Genomic DNA, 16594 nt, shown 5'->3' with positions numbered 1-16594 from the left:
GCAGTTACTGCGCTACACAGTAGATACTACCTGGAGGAATCCGTGCTCACCATCGCGGTCACCGGCGCCACCGGCGCTCAAGGTGGCGCCACCAGCCGCGCCCTGCTCACCAAGGGCCACCACGTGCGCGCTCTCACCCGCTACCCCGACGCCCCCGCCGCACTCGCCCTGCGTGAGCTCGGCGCGGAGATCCGTTACTCCGACTTCGACGACCGCGAATCCCTGAACGCTGCTCTGGACGGCGCGGACTCGCTGTTCGCGGTCACCACCCCGTTCGACACCGACACCACAGTCGAGACACGCCACGGCAGAACACTCATCGACGCCGCAGCCGCCGCCGGTCTCGACCACATCGTGTTCACCTCCGCCGCGCACGCCGACCGCGACACCGGCGTCCCGCACTACGACAGCAAATACGCCATCGAACGACACCTGCGAGACTCCGGCGTGCCCTGGACGATCCTCGGCCCAGCCGCGTTCATGGACAACTACGCCACCGGCTGGACCCTCGACGGCCTGCGCGAAGGCACCTTCGCCTGGCCCATGCCCTCCGACCAGCCGCTGACCCTCATCTGCGCCGAAGACATCGGCGCCTTCGCCGCACACACCCTCGACCGCCGCCGCGAGTTCCTCGGCCGCCGCATCGACATCGCCTCCGACGAACTCACCCCCGCCCAGATCGCCGGCGCGCTGGCCACCGCCCTCGGCACTCCGGTTGCCCACCAACAGGTTCCCCTCGACTACGTCCGCACCCGCTCCGCCGACCTGGCAGCCATGTTCGACTACTTCACCACCGCGGGCCTCGACGTCGACATAACCGGCCTGCGCCGCGACCACCCCGACCTCGGCTGGCACACCTTCACCGAGTGGACCGCACACCAGGACTGGCCCACCCTCCTGGCGACGCCCGTCGGCCACTGAACCCCTCCCGCCCCGTATCGCTGCGCGGCAACCCGCGCCTGCACCAAGGACTTTCGTTGAAACCCATCGGCTACTGGCTCAACCGCACCGACCACGCCTTCACCGCCCACATGGACCTCATGCTCGCCGAGTTCGGACTGACCCGAATCTGCTGGCAGGTCCTCAACGTGGTCGCCGACACCGCCGAGGCCACCGACACCGACATCCACACCGTCCTGGCCGCCAACGCCGAGCGCGCCGTCCTCGATGCCGCCATCGCCACCGCCCTTGCCGGCCACTGGACCACCCGCCCCGCCCCCGGCAGCATCGCACTCACCGACGACGGCCGGCACCGCCTCACCCAGGTCGGCGACCGCGTCGCCACCTTCCGCACCCTATCCATGCACGGCATCACCGAGGACGAATACCGCACGGCCGTATCCGTCCTCGAACGAATGACCCACAACATCGAAACCGGAGTGGGCTGTCCTGAGGTTCTGTCCGCCGGGTTGTGAGATTCCTACCCGTTTCGATGGAAGGATCTTCGCCCGTGCCGATGATGTATTCACCGCAATTCCGGGAGCGCGCAGCCGCTCTGATCCTCGAAGAAGGTCGGCGCGTTGCCGACGTCGCCCGCGATCTGGGAGTCACCGAAGGCAGCCTGTACCGGTGGAAGCAGCAAGCCCTCGTCGACCGCGGTGAGGCACCTGGCACCCCCACGGTCGAATCGGCACAGCTGCGGGACGCGCTGAACCGGATCAAACAGCTCGAGGAGGAGCTGCGGGCGACGCGGCTGGCAGCGGAGATCCTCACCGATACCACGATCGGCCCAAAAGGCGGTTCCCGGTTGTCACGGCCTTGACCGGGCAGGAATCAGGATCCGCACTGCCTGCCGTGTCCTCGGAATTTCCGAACGCGGCTACCGCCACCATCGCAACCGTCCACCCAGCCAGCGTCGGCTGCGCCATGAGATGCTCGCCGAGACGATCAAGGCCGTCCACGCGGCCTCGCGTGGCTGCCATGGGGTGCGCCGTATCCATGCCGAACTGACCATCGGGATGGGCATCGAGGTCGGCTCGGGCCAAGTGCACTCGGTTATGAAAAGCATTGGTGTTCGGGGTCTTTCAGGAAACAGCATGAGCAGGACACGCCGCCACCACGGCAGATCGGCGTGGCGCCGACTGCGCACGGTGGCGTCAAGTGCCTTCAACGCAGGGGATTCTGTGGGACACCGGCAATACTTCGGTTGCCCGGGGTCGTCCCCGTGGCTGCCCTGCGGCGGTGAACCGGCGGAGATCTGCGCATTCGTGTTCACGAGCGAGTACAGCTCGCGCGCCTTGGCGAACCTTGCGGCCGGCTTCGCGGGCGGCGCGAATGCCGGTAGTCCACAGCAGAACCCGGCCGTGTGACGACAACCACGGCCGATCGGCGTTACGGACACGGCGCGGGCGGCGTCCTGTCTGCGACCCGAGCTGAAAGGCAGACCGAACATGTCGATCGACAGGACACCGCAGCGCCGCCGCAGATGGCAGCTGCTTCTCATGGCACCCGCGCTGCTGACGGCAGCCGTGCTCACCCCGGCCCAGGCGGCCCCGGTCGCGGCGGCGGGCGCGTCGCCGGCGGCCGACGCGTCGCCGGTGGACGGATGGCAGTTCGCCGACACCGGCGTGGCGCGGTTCCACTACCGCAAGGCCGGGGAGGGCCCGCCTATCGTGCTGCTGCCCGGCGGGTCGCTGTGGTCCTACACCTATCGCGATCTCATCCCCGCGCTCGCCGCCAGGCACACCGTCTACGCGGTGGATCTGCCTGGCTCCGGATACACCACCCTCCACGACCCCGATTTCCGTTTCGACGTGCCGGCCATGACCGAGGCGCTGCGCCAGTTCCTCGACGCCGTCGGGCTCACCCGCACATCGGTGCTCGCGCATTCCCTGAGTGGTTCCGTCGCAGTGGATTTCGCCGCCCGGTATCCCGATCGGGTGGATCGGCTGGCGCTGCTGGCGCCGCTGGTTCTCGACACCACGCTGAACACGAAAATGCAGTTGATGCGGCTGCCGGTCGCCGGTGAACTCGCCACCTCGGTGCTGACCGAGGACATCTACCGGGCCGGTCTGCGCGACGCCTACGCCCACCCCGAGCTGCTGACCGACGAACTGGCGCAGCGATATTGGGATCCGCTGAGCCGGCCGGAGAATCGGCTGGCGATGTGGAAGCAGCCCCGCAACCTGGATCTGGCCGCCGTGCAGGCCGAAGCGGGCGCGGTTCGGGCGGACACTCTCCTGATCTGGGGCGATCACGACCACGTCGTCGATCCGGCGCAGGGTGCGCCGCTGAGGGCCCGGATGTCGGCCGCACGGCTGCGCATCGTCGCGGGCGCCGGACACAATGTGCACGAGGACGATCCGGCCGCGGTCGCCGCAGCGCTCACCGAGTTCCTCGACACACCATAGGCGGCACCGAGTGAACGGCCCGCCGGGTGCGCCCGGCGGGCCGTCGGAACAGGGTGTTCACCGAATTCCTCGATGCGCCATAGCAGCCACCGGTGAACGGGCTGAGACACCGGCAGACCGTCGCGGCCGCTCAGCGATCCGGTGTGAGAAGGGGTTTGAGGTCGAGAACGGGTGTGCCGTTCAGAGCTTCCAGATTGCGGACGTGGACACGGGTGCCGGCTATCGCGAGCACATGGATCTCGTGCAGCCCGATGGGATTGGGGCGGTGCGGGGCCCGGGTGGCGAACACCCCGGTGATCGGGCGCGCGGCGTCGCCGCGCGGATGAATGGTGAGGGTCGACCGGTCGGCGCGGTCGAGCCAGGTGAGCAGCAGCATGTCGGTACCCGCGGCGACGCCGTCCAGCGCCGCGGCGTACTGCTCGTCGAGAACCAGCCAGGCCTGCGCCGCGCCCTCGTCGGGTTGGCGCGGGGCGTCGGCGGGCTCGGTGAGCGTGGATTCGACATACCCGATCGGGCGAAGCCAGTAGTCGGTCACGATAATTCCTTTCGTTGTGCCCCGAACACAGGACGCCGGTGCCGCACTCTGCGTAACACCGCTGATCGGCGACGAGTGCGCTATCCGGTGCGCAGTGACGCCCGTCACGCCGTGTTATACCGAAGGGGGTGTGCGGAGTCTCAGGGGCATGACCACACACACAGACATCGACACCGTGAACGTCGTCGTGATCGGCGGCGGCTACGCCGGGACCAGCGCGGCCAACCGCCTGCGGGCCAGGCCGGGAGTGAAGGTGACCCTGGTGAACCCGCGCCCGCAGTTCGTCGAACGGATTCGGCTGCACCAGTACGTGGCGGGCACACGGGACGCGACCCTCGACTACGACACCCTGCTCGGCGACCGCGTCACCCTACTGGTGGACCGGGCGACCCGCATCGATACCGACGCCCGCGAGGTGCATCTGGCCTCGGGACGCACCCTCCGCTACGACTATCTGATCTACGCCGTCGGCAGCACGGCGGCCACTCCCGCCGCGGTGCCCGGCTCGGCCGAATTCGCCTATCCGATCGGGGAGTGGGAGCACGCACAGCGGCTGCGGGCGGCGATCGACCGGGCGCCGGCCGACGCCCCAGTCACCGTCGTCGGTGGCGGGTCCACCGGCATCGAAACGGCCGCCGAGCTTGCCGACCAGGGTCGCAAGGTCACCCTGGTCTGCGGTGCACAGCTGGCGCCGACGTTCCTGGCGCCGGCCCGGCGATCGGTGGCCCGATGGTTCGGCAAGCATGCCGTCGAGGTCCTCGAGCAGGCGCGGGTGGCCGAGGTCGGGCCGGACTCGGTGGTGCTCAGCGACGGGACCGTCCTGCCGAGCGCGGTCACGATCTGGACCTGCGGCTTCGGCGTCCCGGAGCTGGCCGCGGCCAGTGGCCTGCGGACCGACGAGGCCGGCCGGCTGCTCACCGACGAGGCCCTGGTCAGCTTCGACGACGACCGGATCGTCGCGGCCGGGGACTCGGCCGCGCCCTCGGGCCGGGCACTACGTATGAGCTGCCAGGCGGCCGCGCCGCTGGGGCTGCACGCCGCCGACACGGTGTTGGCTCTCGCAGCGGGTGTCGCGCCGGTCAACCAGAACATCGGATTCGTCGGCGCCGGTGTCAGTCTCGGCCGCAAGGCCGCCACCGTGCAGTTCACCAGGCGCGACGACACCAACAAGAACATGTACCTGCGCGGCCGCTGGGGTGTGCCGATCAAAGAACTGGCTAGCAAAGGGGCGGTCATGGGAATCCGCAACGAGGCTCGCAAGCCCGGCTCGGCCTACACCACCAAGGGTCCCGGTCATCGCGCCGCGGCGATCGCGGGGGAGTCGGATAGGATCGCGCGCCCGTGACCCCCACCGACGCCCACACCGAGCGGTTCACCCTGCTGCGACCGTTGCTGTTCACGATCGCCTACGAAATTCTGGGCTCCGCCACCGAATCCGACGACGTCCTGCAGGACAGTTATCTGCGGTGGTCGCGGGTGGATCTGGCGACGGTGCGCGACACCAAGTCGTATCTGGCGCAGCTGGTGACCCGCCAGGCACTCGACGCCCTGCGCGCCGGCGCCCGCCGCCGCGAGGACTACACGGGCCCGTGGCTGCCCGAGCCGCTGCTGATCACCGATCAGGACGCCTCCACCGATGTGCTGCTGGCCGAGTCGGTGTCGATGGGGATGCTGGTGTTGCTCGAAACGCTCGGCCCGGACGAGCGGGCGGTTTTCGTGCTGCGCGAGGTCTTCGGCTTCGAGTACGACGAAATCGCCGCGGCGGTCGGCAAGTCCGCGAACGCGGTGCGCCAGATGGCCTATCGGGCCCGCGCGCACGTCCAGGCGCGGCGCCGCCGTTTCGGCCCGGTCGACCCGGCCCGCACCGCCTTGCTCACCGAACGGTTTATGGCCGCCGCGACCTCCGGCGACCTGGACGGACTGCTGGCGCTGTTGGCGCCCGAGGCCACCTTCACCACCGACAGTGGTGGGAAGGTCGCCGCCTGGAGCCTGGGTGCCACGGGCGCGGAGAAGGTGGCCGGCCTGCTGATCGGGTTCTCGCGGGCGGTCCTGAACACACCCGGCATGCGGGTCGAGGCGGTCACCTACAACCACACGCCCGCCCTCGCAATCTACCGCGGCGAGGTGCAGGAGGCGGCATGCCTGTTCGAGAGCGCCGGCGACCGCATCACCAGCCTCTACATCATCCGTAATCCGGACAAACTGGCCGCACTCGCGGTCCCCCGAACCGTCACTCGCACCGACGCGTGACACCCACCACCCTCGAATACCTCCATCACGAAGGGATCTGTCGAGCACATGACCGACATCACCGACACCGCCGCCGAGAACCGCCGGATCGTCACGGAAGCCATGACCAGGTTCGCCGGCGGTGACCACGCGGTCCTCGCCGAGGTGCTGGCCGACGATTTCGTCGAGCACAGCCCCGGCAACCCCTCGGGCCGCGATGCGTTCATCGCCCACATCACCGGCGCCCCGTGGCCCGGGCCCGACTGCACATCGCCCGGGTGATCGCCGACGAACACCATGTCGTCGTGCACTACCACCTCGATCCCGCCGATGGCACTCGCGGCGACGCGGTCGCCGACATCTGGCGCGTCGATTCGGGCCGCATCACCGAACACTGGGACGTCGTCCAGCCAGTCCCCGAACCCGCGCTGACCCCGCACGGCATGTTCTGAAGCGAACCCGCGCTCGCAGTGGTGAAGCGGTCATTCCCCTCACCCGCGCCCCGCGTAGGCTCCATGAATATAGAGACACGCGGTGGGTGTCGGGTGGGTTCAGGAGGTGGGCTGTCTTCACCACGGCACCGGGCCGGCCTCGTTGAAGTATCCGCCGGTGGGCCCGTTCTCCTCGAGAGTGGCCAGGTGCACGACGATGCGGGCGCCGTCCGCGGCGGTGCGGGTCACAGCAGGGAAATCCTTGGTGATGTCGGTATGCGACCAGCACACCCTCGCCGAGCTGTTCGGCGTCAGCCGCGGCACCATCCGCAACGCCATCGACGACGTCGCACCACTGCTCGACCAAGACGGCTTCGTCGCCACCCCTTCCACACGCAAATTCGCCACTGCCACAGAGATTTTCACCCATATCACGCCAGATAGGGACCGCGAATCGCCAAGTTGAATCTTTACGGCTCCAATGGATGATGCAGGTCTGGACCGTGGCCAGCGGCCACACGTTCCCAACCACATCCGGCAGGCCCTTGAGCCCGTCGCAGACCACGAAGAACACATCTTTCACACCACGGTTGCGGATATCGGTGAGCACGCTCATCCAGAACTTGGCGCCCTCACCGCCGGTGCCGGCCCACAACCCCAGAATGTCCTTCTCCCCGTTGACGGTGACCCCGATCGCCGCGTAGACCGGCCGATTCGCGACCTGACCGTCGCGCACCTTGACCACGATCGCATCGATGAAGACCGCCACATAGACCTGATCGAGTGGGCGGGCAGCCCATTCCTGCATCTCCGCGATCACCTTGTCGGTGATCCGAGAGACCGTCTCCTTCGACACCGACGCGCCGTAGATCTCGGCGAAGTGCGCCGAAATCTCCCTGGCGGTCAGGCCTTTCGCATACAGCGAAAACACGATCTCATCGACCCCGCTCAGGCGGCGCTGCCGCTTTTTGACGATCTGCGGTTCGAACGTGCTGTCGCGGTCGCGAGGCACGTCGATCTGCACGTGCCCGGTCGTCTCGGTCAACACCGTCTTGGGCCGGGTCCCGTTGCGCACGTTCGATGTTTCGCGTTCCTCGGGGGCTTGGCCCTTGTCGAACCCCAGGTGATCGGTCATCTCCTCGTTCAACGCGGTCTCGAGGACCGTCTTGGTGAACTGTTTGAGCAGCCCGACCGGCCCGGTCAGGGACAAGCCCTGTTCCTTGGCCATTCGCACCAGCTCTTGGGCGGCCAGCGCCTCGGCCGAAGCCTGGACCGGCTTGTTCTTCCTCGTCACCGGATCAAGTGTGGTCATGGTGGCACCTTCCCGCTGAACTTCGTTCAGCGAATCAGGCCGGAACCACCGTTAAATCCACAGTCCCGTCACCTCGGGTCGACGAAGATGTCGTAGTCGAGTGGTGTTCGGCCGCCGTAGATTCCGAGGTCGGTGACGCCCGCGGCGCTGAGGACATCGGCGTCGATCACGCAGCGGCCGGTGTAGGCGGTGGGGTCGGCGAAGATGGCCATGGCCGCGTCGGCCATGATGCGGGGGTTGCGGGCGTGTTCGGCTGCTTCGTTGCCGCCGAGCAGGTTCACGACGGCGGCGGTGGCGATGGTGGTTTCCGGCCACAGGCAGGTACTCGCAACAGGGACGTCGGCGTATTCTGCGGCGAAACCCATTGTCAAAAGGGTCATTCCGTATTTGGCCAGCATATAGCTGGGATGCTTGCCCAGCCAGTGCGGCGACAGGTTCAGCGGCGGTGAGAGGGTGAGGATCTGGCCGTGCGCGGATTTGCGCAGGTGCGGCAGGCAGGCCTGGGTCAGGGTGAAGGTGCCGCGCACGTTCACCTGCTGCATCAGGTCGAACTTCTTCATCGGAAGTTCTTCTGTGCCGGACAGATCCAGCACGCTGGCGTTGTTGACGCAGATGTCGATGCCGCCGAATTCGCGCACCGCGGTCGCCGCGGCGCGTTCGACATCGGCGTCGTCGCGCACGTCGCCGACGACCGCGACCGCCGTCCCACCGGCCGCGCGAATGTCCTCGACGGCGGTGTGCACGGTACCCGGCAGCTAGGGATGGGGCTGGTCGGTCTTGGCCAGCAGGACAACATTGCCGCCGCGAAGGGCGAATGCCTCCGCAATGGCGAAGCCGATGCCCCGGCTGCCGCCGGACATCACCATCGTTTTGCCGTGGAACATGGTGTCGTTCAAGAGTTTTCTCACTTCGGTTTCGGTGCCGCGATCAGCGGCGGGCGAAGGAATCGATGCGGGCGCGGGCGTCGGCTCCGGAGGCCAGCCGCGTGATGGTGGCGGCTTCCTCGTCCAAGTGCGCGGCCAGCGCCCGAACGTGCGGGCCGCGCAGCAGCCGGCGGGCTTCACCCAAAGCCGGGCCGGAACCCTCGACCAGTCCGGAGACCAGCTCCGCGACGTGATCGTCGAGTCGCGGGCCCGGCGCCACGTCGGTGACCAGTCCCCACTGCCAGGCGGTGTCGGCGTCGATCACGCGGTTGGTCAGCATCATCTGCGTCGCGTGTCCGGCACCGATCACCCGTGGCAGCCAATAGGTGACACCACAGTCGGGGCTCAGGCCGATACCGGAGTAGGCGGTGCGGAATCGGGCCGGTTCGGTACACACCACCAGATCAGCCGAGAGCACCAAACCCAGGCCCGCGCCCGCGGCCGCTCCCTGGACCGCGGCCACGACCGGCACCTCCAGGCGGGCCAGGCCGAGGATCGCCTCATGCATCACCTCGGCAAGGCGGGCGATGAACGTTCCCGTGTCCGAGGTGGCGGACATGTCGGTGACATCGCCTCCGGCGCAGAAGTTTCGGCCTTCGGCCCGCAGCACGACGACGCGCACGTCCGGGGAGCGCTCGATCGTGGCGACGGCTTCCGCGAAGTACCGAGCGGTGGCCATATCGATCGCGTTGGAGTATCGCGGGCGGTTGAGCACGATCGTGGCCACCGGGCCGGAGCGGTCGAACAGGACCGGGGAGTCCGCGGTGGTGTACACAGTGGAGCTGGTCATGGAAACCCTTGGGCGGTAGGGGGATTCGGTCAGAATTCGACTTCAAGATACGGGCTGGTGGGGTGGGCCTGGCAGGCCAGGATGTAGCCGTCGGCGACGTCATCGGGATCGAGGGCGTCGGCGCACGCCATCTCGACCGTGCCGGTGGTCAATGTGGCGGTGCAGGAACCGCATTCGCCCGAGCGGCAGGAGAACGGCGCGTCGATCCCTGCCTCGAGCAGCACGTCGACGAGCGAGGCGGCGGCAGGCCAGGACAGGGTGTGGGTGGCACCGTCGAGGTGGACCACCACGGTCGAGCGGTCGCCGTCGGCCGGGATCGGGGGCGCGGGGGCGAAGGGGTCGCCGTGCAGCGACAGGAACTCCTCGGCGTGAATGCGCTTGCGGTCCACCCCGAGTGTAATCAGGCAGTGCCGGACCGCGTCCATGAACGGCGCGGGTCCGCACAGGTAGGCGGGACGGTCGGGGAAGCGTTCGGCGAACTCGCTCAGTCCGGCCACCGTCGGCAGGCCGCGCTCGGTCTCGAGCCAGTGGGTCACCACCAACCTCCCGGCGTGGGCAGCGGCGAGTTCACGCAGTTCGGCTCCGAAGATGATCGAGGCTTCGTCCCGGTTGGCATAGAAGAGGGTGACCTGTGCGTCGGACTGCGCCAGCACGCTTTTCAGGATGGACATCGCCGGGGTGATACCGCTGCCCGCGGCGAACAGCAACAGGTCGCCGCCGAGGTCATCGGGGGTGAACGTGCCCGCGGGCGGCAGCACGCGCAGCTCAGCGCCGGTGACGGCGTTGTCGCACAGCCAGTTCGAGCCGTAGCCGCCCGCGGTGCGCTTCACCGTCACCTTCAGTTCGTCATCGGCATGGGGAGAACTGGCCAGTGAATAGCATCGTGCGACGAAACCCGTTGTGTCACTGGGAATCCGGAGGGTCAGAAACTGACCGGGCCGATACGCGAAGGCATCGCGCAGTTCCGGTGGGATATCGAACACGATCGATTTCGCGTCATCGGTTTCGTCGATGACCCGTCTGATGCCGACGGTATGGCCGAGTAGAGGTGTCATGGTATGGGTCATGGGGCATCCTCGGATGCGGCGGCCCGAGCATCGGGCCGGTGAACACGGACAGCGAGCGTCAGCGCTGTTTCTCGGTGGCCGCGGTCGCGGCGGGCGGCAGGGCGCGGTACCAGACCTCGCCCAGGGCCTTGCCCAGTTCGTCGATGCGCTCACGCTTCGGGGTCGAGGCGGGCAGACCCACATGCACGTAGGCCATCTGCTCGGTCATGCAGCCCAGGGTTTCGGCGAGCAGGTCCACATTCGTGGCACCGATCGTCCCGGCGTCGCGCAGGCGTTGCAGCCAACGGCGGGTGCGGGCGACGAAGTCACCGCGAAGGTTCAGCCACAATTGCTGAAATCCCTCGTTGGAGCTGGCCGCCGCCGCTTCCCGCAGCAGCCGCAAGACCTTGCGGTGGCGGGAATAGGCGTGCAGATAGGTGACATTGACGTCGATCAGCGCGTCGAGTTCGCTGTCGGTGGTCAGCCGCCGGGACATGGCCGCGCTCAATTCCTCCAGGCCCGGGCGCAAGACCGCGAGGAAGACGTCGTCGAGGCTGGTGAAGTGGCGGTAGAAGTTGCCCTGCGAGATGTCCGCGCGGTGGGTGATGTCGGAGATCCGGGTGCGGGTGTAGCCGTATTCGCTGAAGCATTCGGTCGCGGCCTGAATGATCTTCTCGCGGGTCTGCTCACCGCGCCGGTTCGGGCGTTTGGACGGCGCCGCCGTGTCGGCGTCCAGCAGCCCGGCGTCGGTGTAGGCGTCGTCGATGGTGCGCGCGGGGCGCGCCTGCGCCGCCGTCTTGCGTGCCATCGTCCGCCTCCCGCCCGAATTTGCGACGATGGTATCACTGACCGTTCCGGCCGCTGTCTTGCGTGCCCGGCTCCTGCGGACGGGCGGGTCGACCGTGTCGGCCGCGGTCTGATCGTCGAAAGCCATTGTTGCTCACGCCCTTTCCAAGAGGACCGCGAGTGCGGCCAGCGGGTGTCCTGGTGGAATCGGTGCCGGCAGGTAGGACAGCAGCTCGGCGAGATGATCGTCGATGCCGGTGTCGGATGTGTCCCGCGCGTCACCATCGAAGACGGTGCCCGAGGCGCCGTCGACGGTCACCGTGCGGCCGGCCAGCGCCGCCATGGCCCCGGTACCGCAGCCGACCACACAGGGCAGGCCGATCTCGCGGCAGACCAGGGCGGCGTGGGAGGTGCTGCCGCCGAGTTCGGTGACCACGGCGATGGATTCGAACATGGCGGGCACATCGGCGGGTGAGGTGGACGGCCGCACCAGCACCACCGGCACGCCTCGAGCGGCGAGTTCGAGGGCGCGGTCGATGTCGTCGACCGCCTGCCCGACCGCGACGCCCAGACCGGCCGCCGTGCCGGTGGCGAGTACCGGCAGGTCGGTTCGGCTGCCGCCCCCGGAGGCCAGCTTCTCCGCCTGCTCGGTCGAGATACGCTGCACCGCTTCCTCTTTGCTGATGACTCCGGTACGCGCCAGATCGACAGCGATGCGCACGGCCGCGGCAGGCGAGCGTTTGCCCGCACGCGACTGCAGGACGTAGAGCCGGTCGCTCTCCACGGTGAACTCGATGTCCACCAAGTCATTGTGTTCGGCCTCGAGCAGTGCGGCGATCCGCTCGATCTCCGCGTACAGTTCGGGCCGGTCCGCCCGCAACGCCCGCACCTCGAGCGGGGTCTTCTCCCCCGACACCACGTCCTCGCCCTGTGCGCGGTCGAGCCACTCGCCATAGAGGACGTTCTCGCCGGTGGCCGGGTCGCGACTGAACACCACGCCGGTGCCGGAGCGGTCGTCACGGTTGCCGAACACCATGGCCTGCACGGTGACCGCGGTGCCGCCGCCCGCGCCGAGGCCGTGCCGTTCGCGGTAGGCGCGCACGCGCTCATTGGTCCAGGAGTCGAAAACCGCGCCGATAGCGGCCCGCAACTGCTGGCAGGGGTCGGCGGGCGGTTCGGTACCCGGCATGCCGGTGACGATATGAGTGTAGCTGTCGCGGAAGCGATTCCACGTGTCGGCGGCCCACGGCGCGTTGCCGGTTTCGATGGCAAGCGCGTCACGCAGCGCGGGAGTGAGCCCGAGGTTGAGAACGGTGTCCATCATGCCGGGCATGCTCTGCGCGGCGCCGGAGCGCACCGACACCAGCAGCGGGGACGGGCCCGCGCCGAACGTGCGGCCGGTTTCGATCTCCAGGGCGCGCAACTGGGCCAGCACCTGCTGCCAGATATGTTCCGGCAGTGCGCGATCGTTGCCGTGGTAGATGTCGCAGACGTGGATGGGCAACGCGAAGGCGGGTGGCACGGGCAGGCCGAGGGCCCGCATCTTGTTGACGCTGTAGGCCTTGCCGCCCAGGATTTCCTTGTTGCCGGGCAGGACGCCGTCCAGGGCGACGACGTCGGGGACAGCGGTGGGGGTGTTCATCGGATGAGTCCTTTGAGCGCGGGGAAGGTCGCCGAGCGGGTGGCATGGAGCCCGCCCTCGACGAGGATGTCGATGCCGTTGAGCCAGGAGGCGTCGGTCGAGAGCGCGAAGGCGATCACCGCCGCGACCTCGTCGGGGGTGCCGTGCCGGCCGACGGCATCGGCCGACCGGGCCATAGCCTCGGCGCCCATGCTGGCGGTGAAGTCGGCCAGGATCGGGGTTTCGATGGGGCCGGGGCTGATCGATAGCGCCCGGATGCCGCGGGGGATCAGCTCGGCGGCCAGTGCGCGGGTCCAGTCGACGAGTGCGCGTTTGGAGGTGTCGTAGGCGGCCGGGCCCTCGATCGGGTGCTCGCGCAACCAGGTGTCCAGGCTCGGAAGGTTCTCCGTGGCAGCGAGTTCCGCGATGGCCTCGGGTGGCTGGGTATTGCGTCCCGCGGCGACCGAGGCCACATTGACGATGGCGGAGCCGATGGCCAGGCGCGCCAGCAGCTTCTCGATGAGCAGGCGCGGCGCTAGCACGTTGACGGCGAGCACGATGGGTGCGGGCGCGGTGCCCGGGACACCGGCCACATTCGCCAATCCGCCGATGTCCGAGGGTAATTGCCATACCGCGGCGTCGATCGCGGCCGGCTCGGCCAGATCGCAGCGAATGGTCGGCACGCCCGCGATCGGGCAGTCATTGCGATCGAGCGCGATGATCGGTGTGCCCTGCGCGTGCAGCCGGTGGGCCAGCGCCAGACCGATTCCGGATCCCGCGCCGGTTACCACGATCGGCGCGATGTGATCGGTCGACTCGGTCATGACAGCACCGCCCGCAGCTCGGTGAACTCCGCGATGCCCGCACCACCGAGTTCGCGACCGTAGCCGGAGTCCTTCAGTCCGCCGAACGGCACCGCGAGCCGGTCGCGGGTGCGCACTCCGTTGATCTTGACCTGGCCCGCATCCAAGCGACCGGCGAGTCGCCGTGCCCGGTCGGGATCGGCCGACCAGATCTCCGCGGACAGCCCGAAATCGGTGTCGTTGGCGATGCGTACCGCGTCGTCGATATTGGCATAGGTCTGGATGGCGATGACCGGTCCGAAGATCTCCTCCCGGATCGCCGCCGCGTCCTCGGGCAGCCCCACGATCACAGTCGGGTCGACGAAGAACCCGTGATCGCAAGCCTCCGAAGGCCTTCCGGTTCCGGTGAGCAGCGCGCCACCGGCCGCGACCGCGTCGCCCACATAGCCGAGGACCCGGTCACGCTGGTGTGCCGAGGCAAGCGGGCCCTGCGTGGTGTTCGGATCTGCTGGCGCGCCGAGCACATACTTGGCGGTCTCGGCCTGCACCAGCGACAGCACGTCGGTGATCTTGTCCGCGGGCACCAGCATCCGGGTCGTCGCATTGCACGCCTGCCCGGAATTGACCAGCCCGCCCGCGACCGCCCCTGCCACCGCGGTCGGCAGGTCCGCGTCCGGCAGCAGCAGCACCGGAGACTTGCCGCCGAGTTCGAGGGTGCAGCGGGTGAGCGTGCGCGCGGCCATGCCCGCCACGGTGCGCCCGGCCACGACACTGCCGGTGAACGATACGTGGCCCAGCCTCGGATGCACGGCCAGTGCCGTGCCGGTGACCACGCCTGTTCCGGTGACGATATTGAGAATGCCTCGGGGGCAACCGGCTTCGAGAAACAGCTCGGCGAGGGCCAGAGCGTCGAAGGGCGTCTGCTCCGAAGGCTTCAACACCACCGTGCAGCCCGCGGCCAGTGCCGCCGCGACCTTCGCCACGATCTGGTGGACGGGCATGTTCCACGGGGTGATCGCCGCGACCACCCCGGCGGGAATGCGTTGCAACAACGCGCCTTCGATCGATTCCTGCCACGCGAACTCGCGGGCCAGCCGCGCCGTCGTCCGCAGCGCGTTCGCGGGGACGTCCGCCTGCGTGACCCGGGCCAGCCGCACGGGCATGCCCATTTCGCGGCCGACCAGGGCGGCCATGCAATCGCCATCGCGAACCAGCAGGTCGGCAACCCGCTCGAGGATGTCGGTGCGCGCACCGACATCCAAGCGCGCCCACACCGGCTGGGCGGCGGCCGCGGCGGTGACCGCGCGGTCGACCATGTCGGGGCCGGATTCGCCGACCTCGCCGATCACTTCCTCGAAATATGGGTCGACGACGGCGATTCCCGGCCCGCCGGGGGTGATCCAGTCGCCGCCGACGAGGCAGCGGGCGCGTCCGAGGTCAGCCATCGCGACGCTCCAATCGAACCGGCAGCGTCTTGATGCCGCGGAAGAAATTGCTGCGCAACCGGTTCGGCTCACCGAGCACCTGGATGTCGATGCCACGCTCGACCAGGCGGGTGAAGAACAGGCGCGCCTCCATGCGGGCAAGATGGCTACCGAGGCAGGCGTGTTCGCCCCACCCGAATCCGAGGTGCTCGTTGGGGAAGCGGTCACCGATGAACAGGTGGGCGTCGGGAAAGACGCGTTCGTCACGGTTGGCCGAGCAGAACCACATGACCACCTTGTCGCCCGCCTTGATGGTCTTGCCGTGCATCTCGACATCGCGAACGGCGGTGCGGCGCATGGACAATACCGGCGAGACCCAGCGGATCATCTCCTCCACCAGCACGCGGATGCGGTTCGGGTTCTCGCGGATGACGTCCCACCACTGCGGGTTCTCGTGCAGCGCCTGTACCCCGCCGCTGAGCAGGTTGCGGGTCGTCTCGTTGCCCGCGACCATCAGGATCAGGTAGTAGGCGTCCAGATACCCGCGCTCGAGCGGCTTGCCGTCGATCTCGGCGGCGGTCAGCACGCTCACCAGATCGTCGACTGGGCAGGCGCGCCGGGCATCCTCGAGTTCACGGAAGTAGCCGAACACCTCATCGCGGGCACGCACCGCGGTCTCTGGGCCCTCGGAATAGTCCGGGTCCTCGGAGGCCATCTGGTTGGTCCAGCGCAGCAGATGCGGGCAATCCTCGACCGGCGCGCCCAGCAGGCGGCCGATCATGACCAACGGCAGCTGGGCGGAGACATCGGCGACGAAGTCGAACTCCCCGGCGTCGAGCGCCTTGTCGAGTAGCTCGTCGATCACCGCCGTGATGTCGGCCTCGAGCGATTTCACCTTGGCCGGGCGCACATGCGGGGTGACGAGCTTGCGCAGCGGACCGTGCTCGGGCGGGTCCACGTGATGGATACTGCGCCCGCCCTCACCCTCGGCGCGACGGCTGGCGATCTGTGTGCCGTGCACGACGGTGAAGTCGGCGTGGTTCGCCGCGACCGCCTTGACGTCGGCGTAGCGTGTCACCGACCAGAAGCCGGGCCCGTCGGGTTCATCGTTCCAATGCAGCGGATCGTCCTCGCGCAGTCGAGCGAACACGCGGTCGTCCTCGCCTGCCTCGAAGGCCCGCAGGTCCATCAGATCGATGTCACTGCCGGTCACCATCGTTGCCTCCCAGCTCCCGTGCCGCCACACTAGTTTGTGACTGCCATTTCACTAAATCATATGTGATCCGGATTGCAAAGATGTCTTGTAGGACCTGTTGACGTGTGACTACCCTGAACCCACGTAAG

Annotated in this window: 19 protein-coding genes and 1 pseudogene; 9 read left to right on the top strand and 11 right to left on the bottom strand. The window is 68.3% G+C overall.

Annotated elements, in window-relative coordinates; all coding sequences use genetic code 11:
• The first annotated feature begins 42 nt into the window (after positions 1-42).
• The 5 genes from ABH933_RS16110 (at position 43) to ABH933_RS16090 (ending at position 3350) form a co-directional block, all read left to right on the top strand.
• Complete coding sequence (locus ABH933_RS16110; RefSeq protein ID WP_429427972.1) at positions 43-921, top strand: NmrA/HSCARG family protein; 879 nt, start codon at positions 43-45, stop codon at positions 919-921.
• Between the two features lie 56 nt (positions 922-977).
• Entirely contained in the window at positions 978-1415 is a 438-nt protein-coding gene (locus ABH933_RS16105) for a MarR family winged helix-turn-helix transcriptional regulator (RefSeq protein WP_429427970.1), read from the top strand.
• A gap of 41 nt (positions 1416-1456) precedes the next feature.
• Positions 1457-1762, top strand: a complete 306-nt coding sequence (locus tag ABH933_RS16100; RefSeq protein ID WP_429428118.1) for a transposase — start codon at positions 1457-1459, stop codon at positions 1760-1762.
• Positions 1763-1871: 109 nt separating this feature from the next.
• Complete coding sequence (locus tag ABH933_RS16095) at positions 1872-2309, top strand: transposase (protein WP_429427968.1); 438 nt, start codon at positions 1872-1874, stop codon at positions 2307-2309.
• An 81-nt stretch (positions 2310-2390) separates the two neighbouring features.
• Positions 2391-3350 carry an alpha/beta fold hydrolase gene (locus ABH933_RS16090; RefSeq protein ID WP_429427966.1) on the top strand — a complete coding sequence of 320 codons (960 nt, stop codon included), beginning with the start codon at positions 2391-2393 and terminating at the stop codon, positions 3348-3350.
• Between the two features lie 130 nt (positions 3351-3480).
• On the opposite strand, the gene tsaA is transcribed toward ABH933_RS16090, so the two are convergent.
• The gene (gene tsaA / locus ABH933_RS16085) at positions 3481-3885 is read right to left on the bottom strand and encodes a tRNA (N6-threonylcarbamoyladenosine(37)-N6)-methyltransferase TrmO (protein ID WP_429427964.1); all 405 of its coding nucleotides are present in this window, start codon (positions 3883-3885) and stop codon (positions 3481-3483) included.
• Between the two features lie 148 nt (positions 3886-4033).
• On the opposite strand from tsaA, the gene ABH933_RS16080 reads away from it, so the two are divergent.
• Genes ABH933_RS16080 through ABH933_RS16065 form a run of 4 tightly spaced genes read left to right on the top strand, consistent with a single transcriptional unit; the run spans position 4034 to position 6566 of the window.
• Positions 4034-5230: an NAD(P)/FAD-dependent oxidoreductase gene (locus tag ABH933_RS16080; RefSeq protein ID WP_429427962.1), complete on the top strand. Its 1197-nt coding sequence runs from the start codon at positions 4034-4036 to the stop codon at positions 5228-5230.
• Complete coding sequence (gene sigJ / locus ABH933_RS16075; RefSeq protein ID WP_429427960.1) at positions 5227-6135, top strand: RNA polymerase sigma factor SigJ; 909 nt, start codon at positions 5227-5229, stop codon at positions 6133-6135. Before ABH933_RS16080 ends, sigJ begins: the two co-directional genes overlap by 4 nt.
• Before the next feature lie 48 nt (positions 6136-6183).
• Positions 6184-6396 (top strand): hypothetical protein, encoded by a 213-nt coding sequence (locus ABH933_RS16070; protein ID WP_429427958.1) that lies wholly within the window; start codon positions 6184-6186, stop codon positions 6394-6396.
• On the top strand, positions 6363-6566 hold the full coding sequence (locus ABH933_RS16065; RefSeq protein ID WP_429427956.1) for a nuclear transport factor 2 family protein: 204 nt from the start codon (positions 6363-6365) through the stop codon (positions 6564-6566). The genes ABH933_RS16070 and ABH933_RS16065 overlap by 34 nt, the downstream gene beginning before the upstream one ends.
• Before the next feature lie 427 nt (positions 6567-6993).
• Here the strand turns inward: ABH933_RS16065 and ABH933_RS16060 are convergent.
• The 10 genes and pseudogenes from ABH933_RS16060 to ABH933_RS16015 all read right to left on the bottom strand — a co-directional run.
• Positions 6994-7857, bottom strand: a pseudogene (locus tag ABH933_RS16060) (IS256 family transposase); the annotation flags it as partial.
• Between the two features lie 68 nt (positions 7858-7925).
• A complete protein-coding gene (locus tag ABH933_RS16055; protein WP_429428116.1) occupies positions 7926-8612 on the bottom strand; it encodes an SDR family oxidoreductase in 687 nt (228 codons plus the stop codon).
• Positions 8613-8753 (bottom strand): hypothetical protein, encoded by a 141-nt coding sequence (locus ABH933_RS16050; RefSeq protein ID WP_429427954.1) that lies wholly within the window; start codon positions 8751-8753, stop codon positions 8613-8615. It lies immediately after the preceding gene.
• 31 nt (positions 8754-8784) lie between these two features.
• Positions 8785-9570, bottom strand: coding sequence for an enoyl-CoA hydratase/isomerase family protein (locus ABH933_RS16045; RefSeq protein ID WP_429427952.1), 786 nt, complete (start codon positions 9568-9570; stop codon positions 8785-8787).
• Between the two features lie 29 nt (positions 9571-9599).
• Complete coding sequence (locus ABH933_RS16040; protein ID WP_429427950.1) at positions 9600-10637, bottom strand: 2Fe-2S iron-sulfur cluster-binding protein; 1038 nt, start codon at positions 10635-10637, stop codon at positions 9600-9602.
• A 58-nt stretch (positions 10638-10695) separates the two neighbouring features.
• A complete protein-coding gene (locus tag ABH933_RS16035) occupies positions 10696-11424 on the bottom strand; it encodes a TetR/AcrR family transcriptional regulator (RefSeq protein WP_429427948.1) in 729 nt (242 codons plus the stop codon).
• A gap of 132 nt (positions 11425-11556) precedes the next feature.
• On the bottom strand, positions 11557-13044 hold the full coding sequence (locus ABH933_RS16030; protein WP_429427946.1) for a pyruvate, phosphate dikinase: 1488 nt from the start codon (positions 13042-13044) through the stop codon (positions 11557-11559).
• Positions 13041-13847, bottom strand: a complete 807-nt coding sequence (locus ABH933_RS16025) for an SDR family oxidoreductase (RefSeq protein WP_429427944.1) — start codon at positions 13845-13847, stop codon at positions 13041-13043. Before ABH933_RS16025 ends, ABH933_RS16030 begins: the two co-directional genes overlap by 4 nt.
• A complete protein-coding gene (locus tag ABH933_RS16020) occupies positions 13844-15271 on the bottom strand; it encodes an aldehyde dehydrogenase family protein (protein ID WP_429427942.1) in 1428 nt (475 codons plus the stop codon). Before ABH933_RS16020 ends, ABH933_RS16025 begins: the two co-directional genes overlap by 4 nt.
• Positions 15264-16466 carry a cytochrome P450 gene (locus tag ABH933_RS16015; RefSeq protein ID WP_429427940.1) on the bottom strand — a complete coding sequence of 401 codons (1203 nt, stop codon included), beginning with the start codon at positions 16464-16466 and terminating at the stop codon, positions 15264-15266. The genes ABH933_RS16020 and ABH933_RS16015 overlap by 8 nt, the downstream gene beginning before the upstream one ends.
• Positions 16467-16594 lie beyond the last annotated feature (128 nt).

The sequence above is a fragment of the Nocardia sp. GP40 genome (assembly GCF_050434125.1).
Lineage (GTDB): Bacteria > Actinomycetota > Actinomycetes > Mycobacteriales > Mycobacteriaceae > Nocardia > Nocardia albiluteola.
The sequence above is the reverse complement of the archived record's forward strand: the minus strand, read 5'-3'. Positions and strand labels throughout refer to the sequence as shown.

Excerpts from the sequence above, each read along its gene's own strand:
- ABH933_RS16100 (WP_429428118.1), top strand. The coding sequence starts at position 1,457 with ATGATGTATTCACCGCAATTCCGGGAGCGCGCAGCCGCTCTGATCCTC.
- ABH933_RS16095 (WP_429427968.1), top strand. The coding sequence starts at position 1,872 with ATGCTCGCCGAGACGATCAAGGCCGTCCACGCGGCCTCGCGTGGCTGC.
- ABH933_RS16090 (WP_429427966.1), top strand. The coding sequence starts at position 2,391 with ATGTCGATCGACAGGACACCGCAGCGCCGCCGCAGATGGCAGCTGCTT.
- ABH933_RS16080 (WP_429427962.1), top strand. The coding sequence starts at position 4,034 with ATGACCACACACACAGACATCGACACCGTGAACGTCGTCGTGATCGGC.
- ABH933_RS16070 (WP_429427958.1), top strand. The coding sequence starts at position 6,184 with ATGACCGACATCACCGACACCGCCGCCGAGAACCGCCGGATCGTCACG.
- ABH933_RS16045 (WP_429427952.1), bottom strand. The coding sequence starts at position 9,570 with ATGACCAGCTCCACTGTGTACACCACCGCGGACTCCCCGGTCCTGTTC.
- ABH933_RS16040 (WP_429427950.1), bottom strand. The coding sequence starts at position 10,637 with ATGACCCATACCATGACACCTCTACTCGGCCATACCGTCGGCATCAGA.
- ABH933_RS16035 (WP_429427948.1), bottom strand. The coding sequence starts at position 11,424 with ATGGCACGCAAGACGGCGGCGCAGGCGCGCCCCGCGCGCACCATCGAC.
- ABH933_RS16030 (WP_429427946.1), bottom strand. The coding sequence starts at position 13,044 with ATGAACACCCCCACCGCTGTCCCCGACGTCGTCGCCCTGGACGGCGTC.
- ABH933_RS16025 (WP_429427944.1), bottom strand. The coding sequence starts at position 13,847 with ATGACCGAGTCGACCGATCACATCGCGCCGATCGTGGTAACCGGCGCG.
- ABH933_RS16020 (WP_429427942.1), bottom strand. The coding sequence starts at position 15,271 with ATGGCTGACCTCGGACGCGCCCGCTGCCTCGTCGGCGGCGACTGGATC.
- ABH933_RS16015 (WP_429427940.1), bottom strand. The coding sequence starts at position 16,466 with ATGGTGACCGGCAGTGACATCGATCTGATGGACCTGCGGGCCTTCGAG.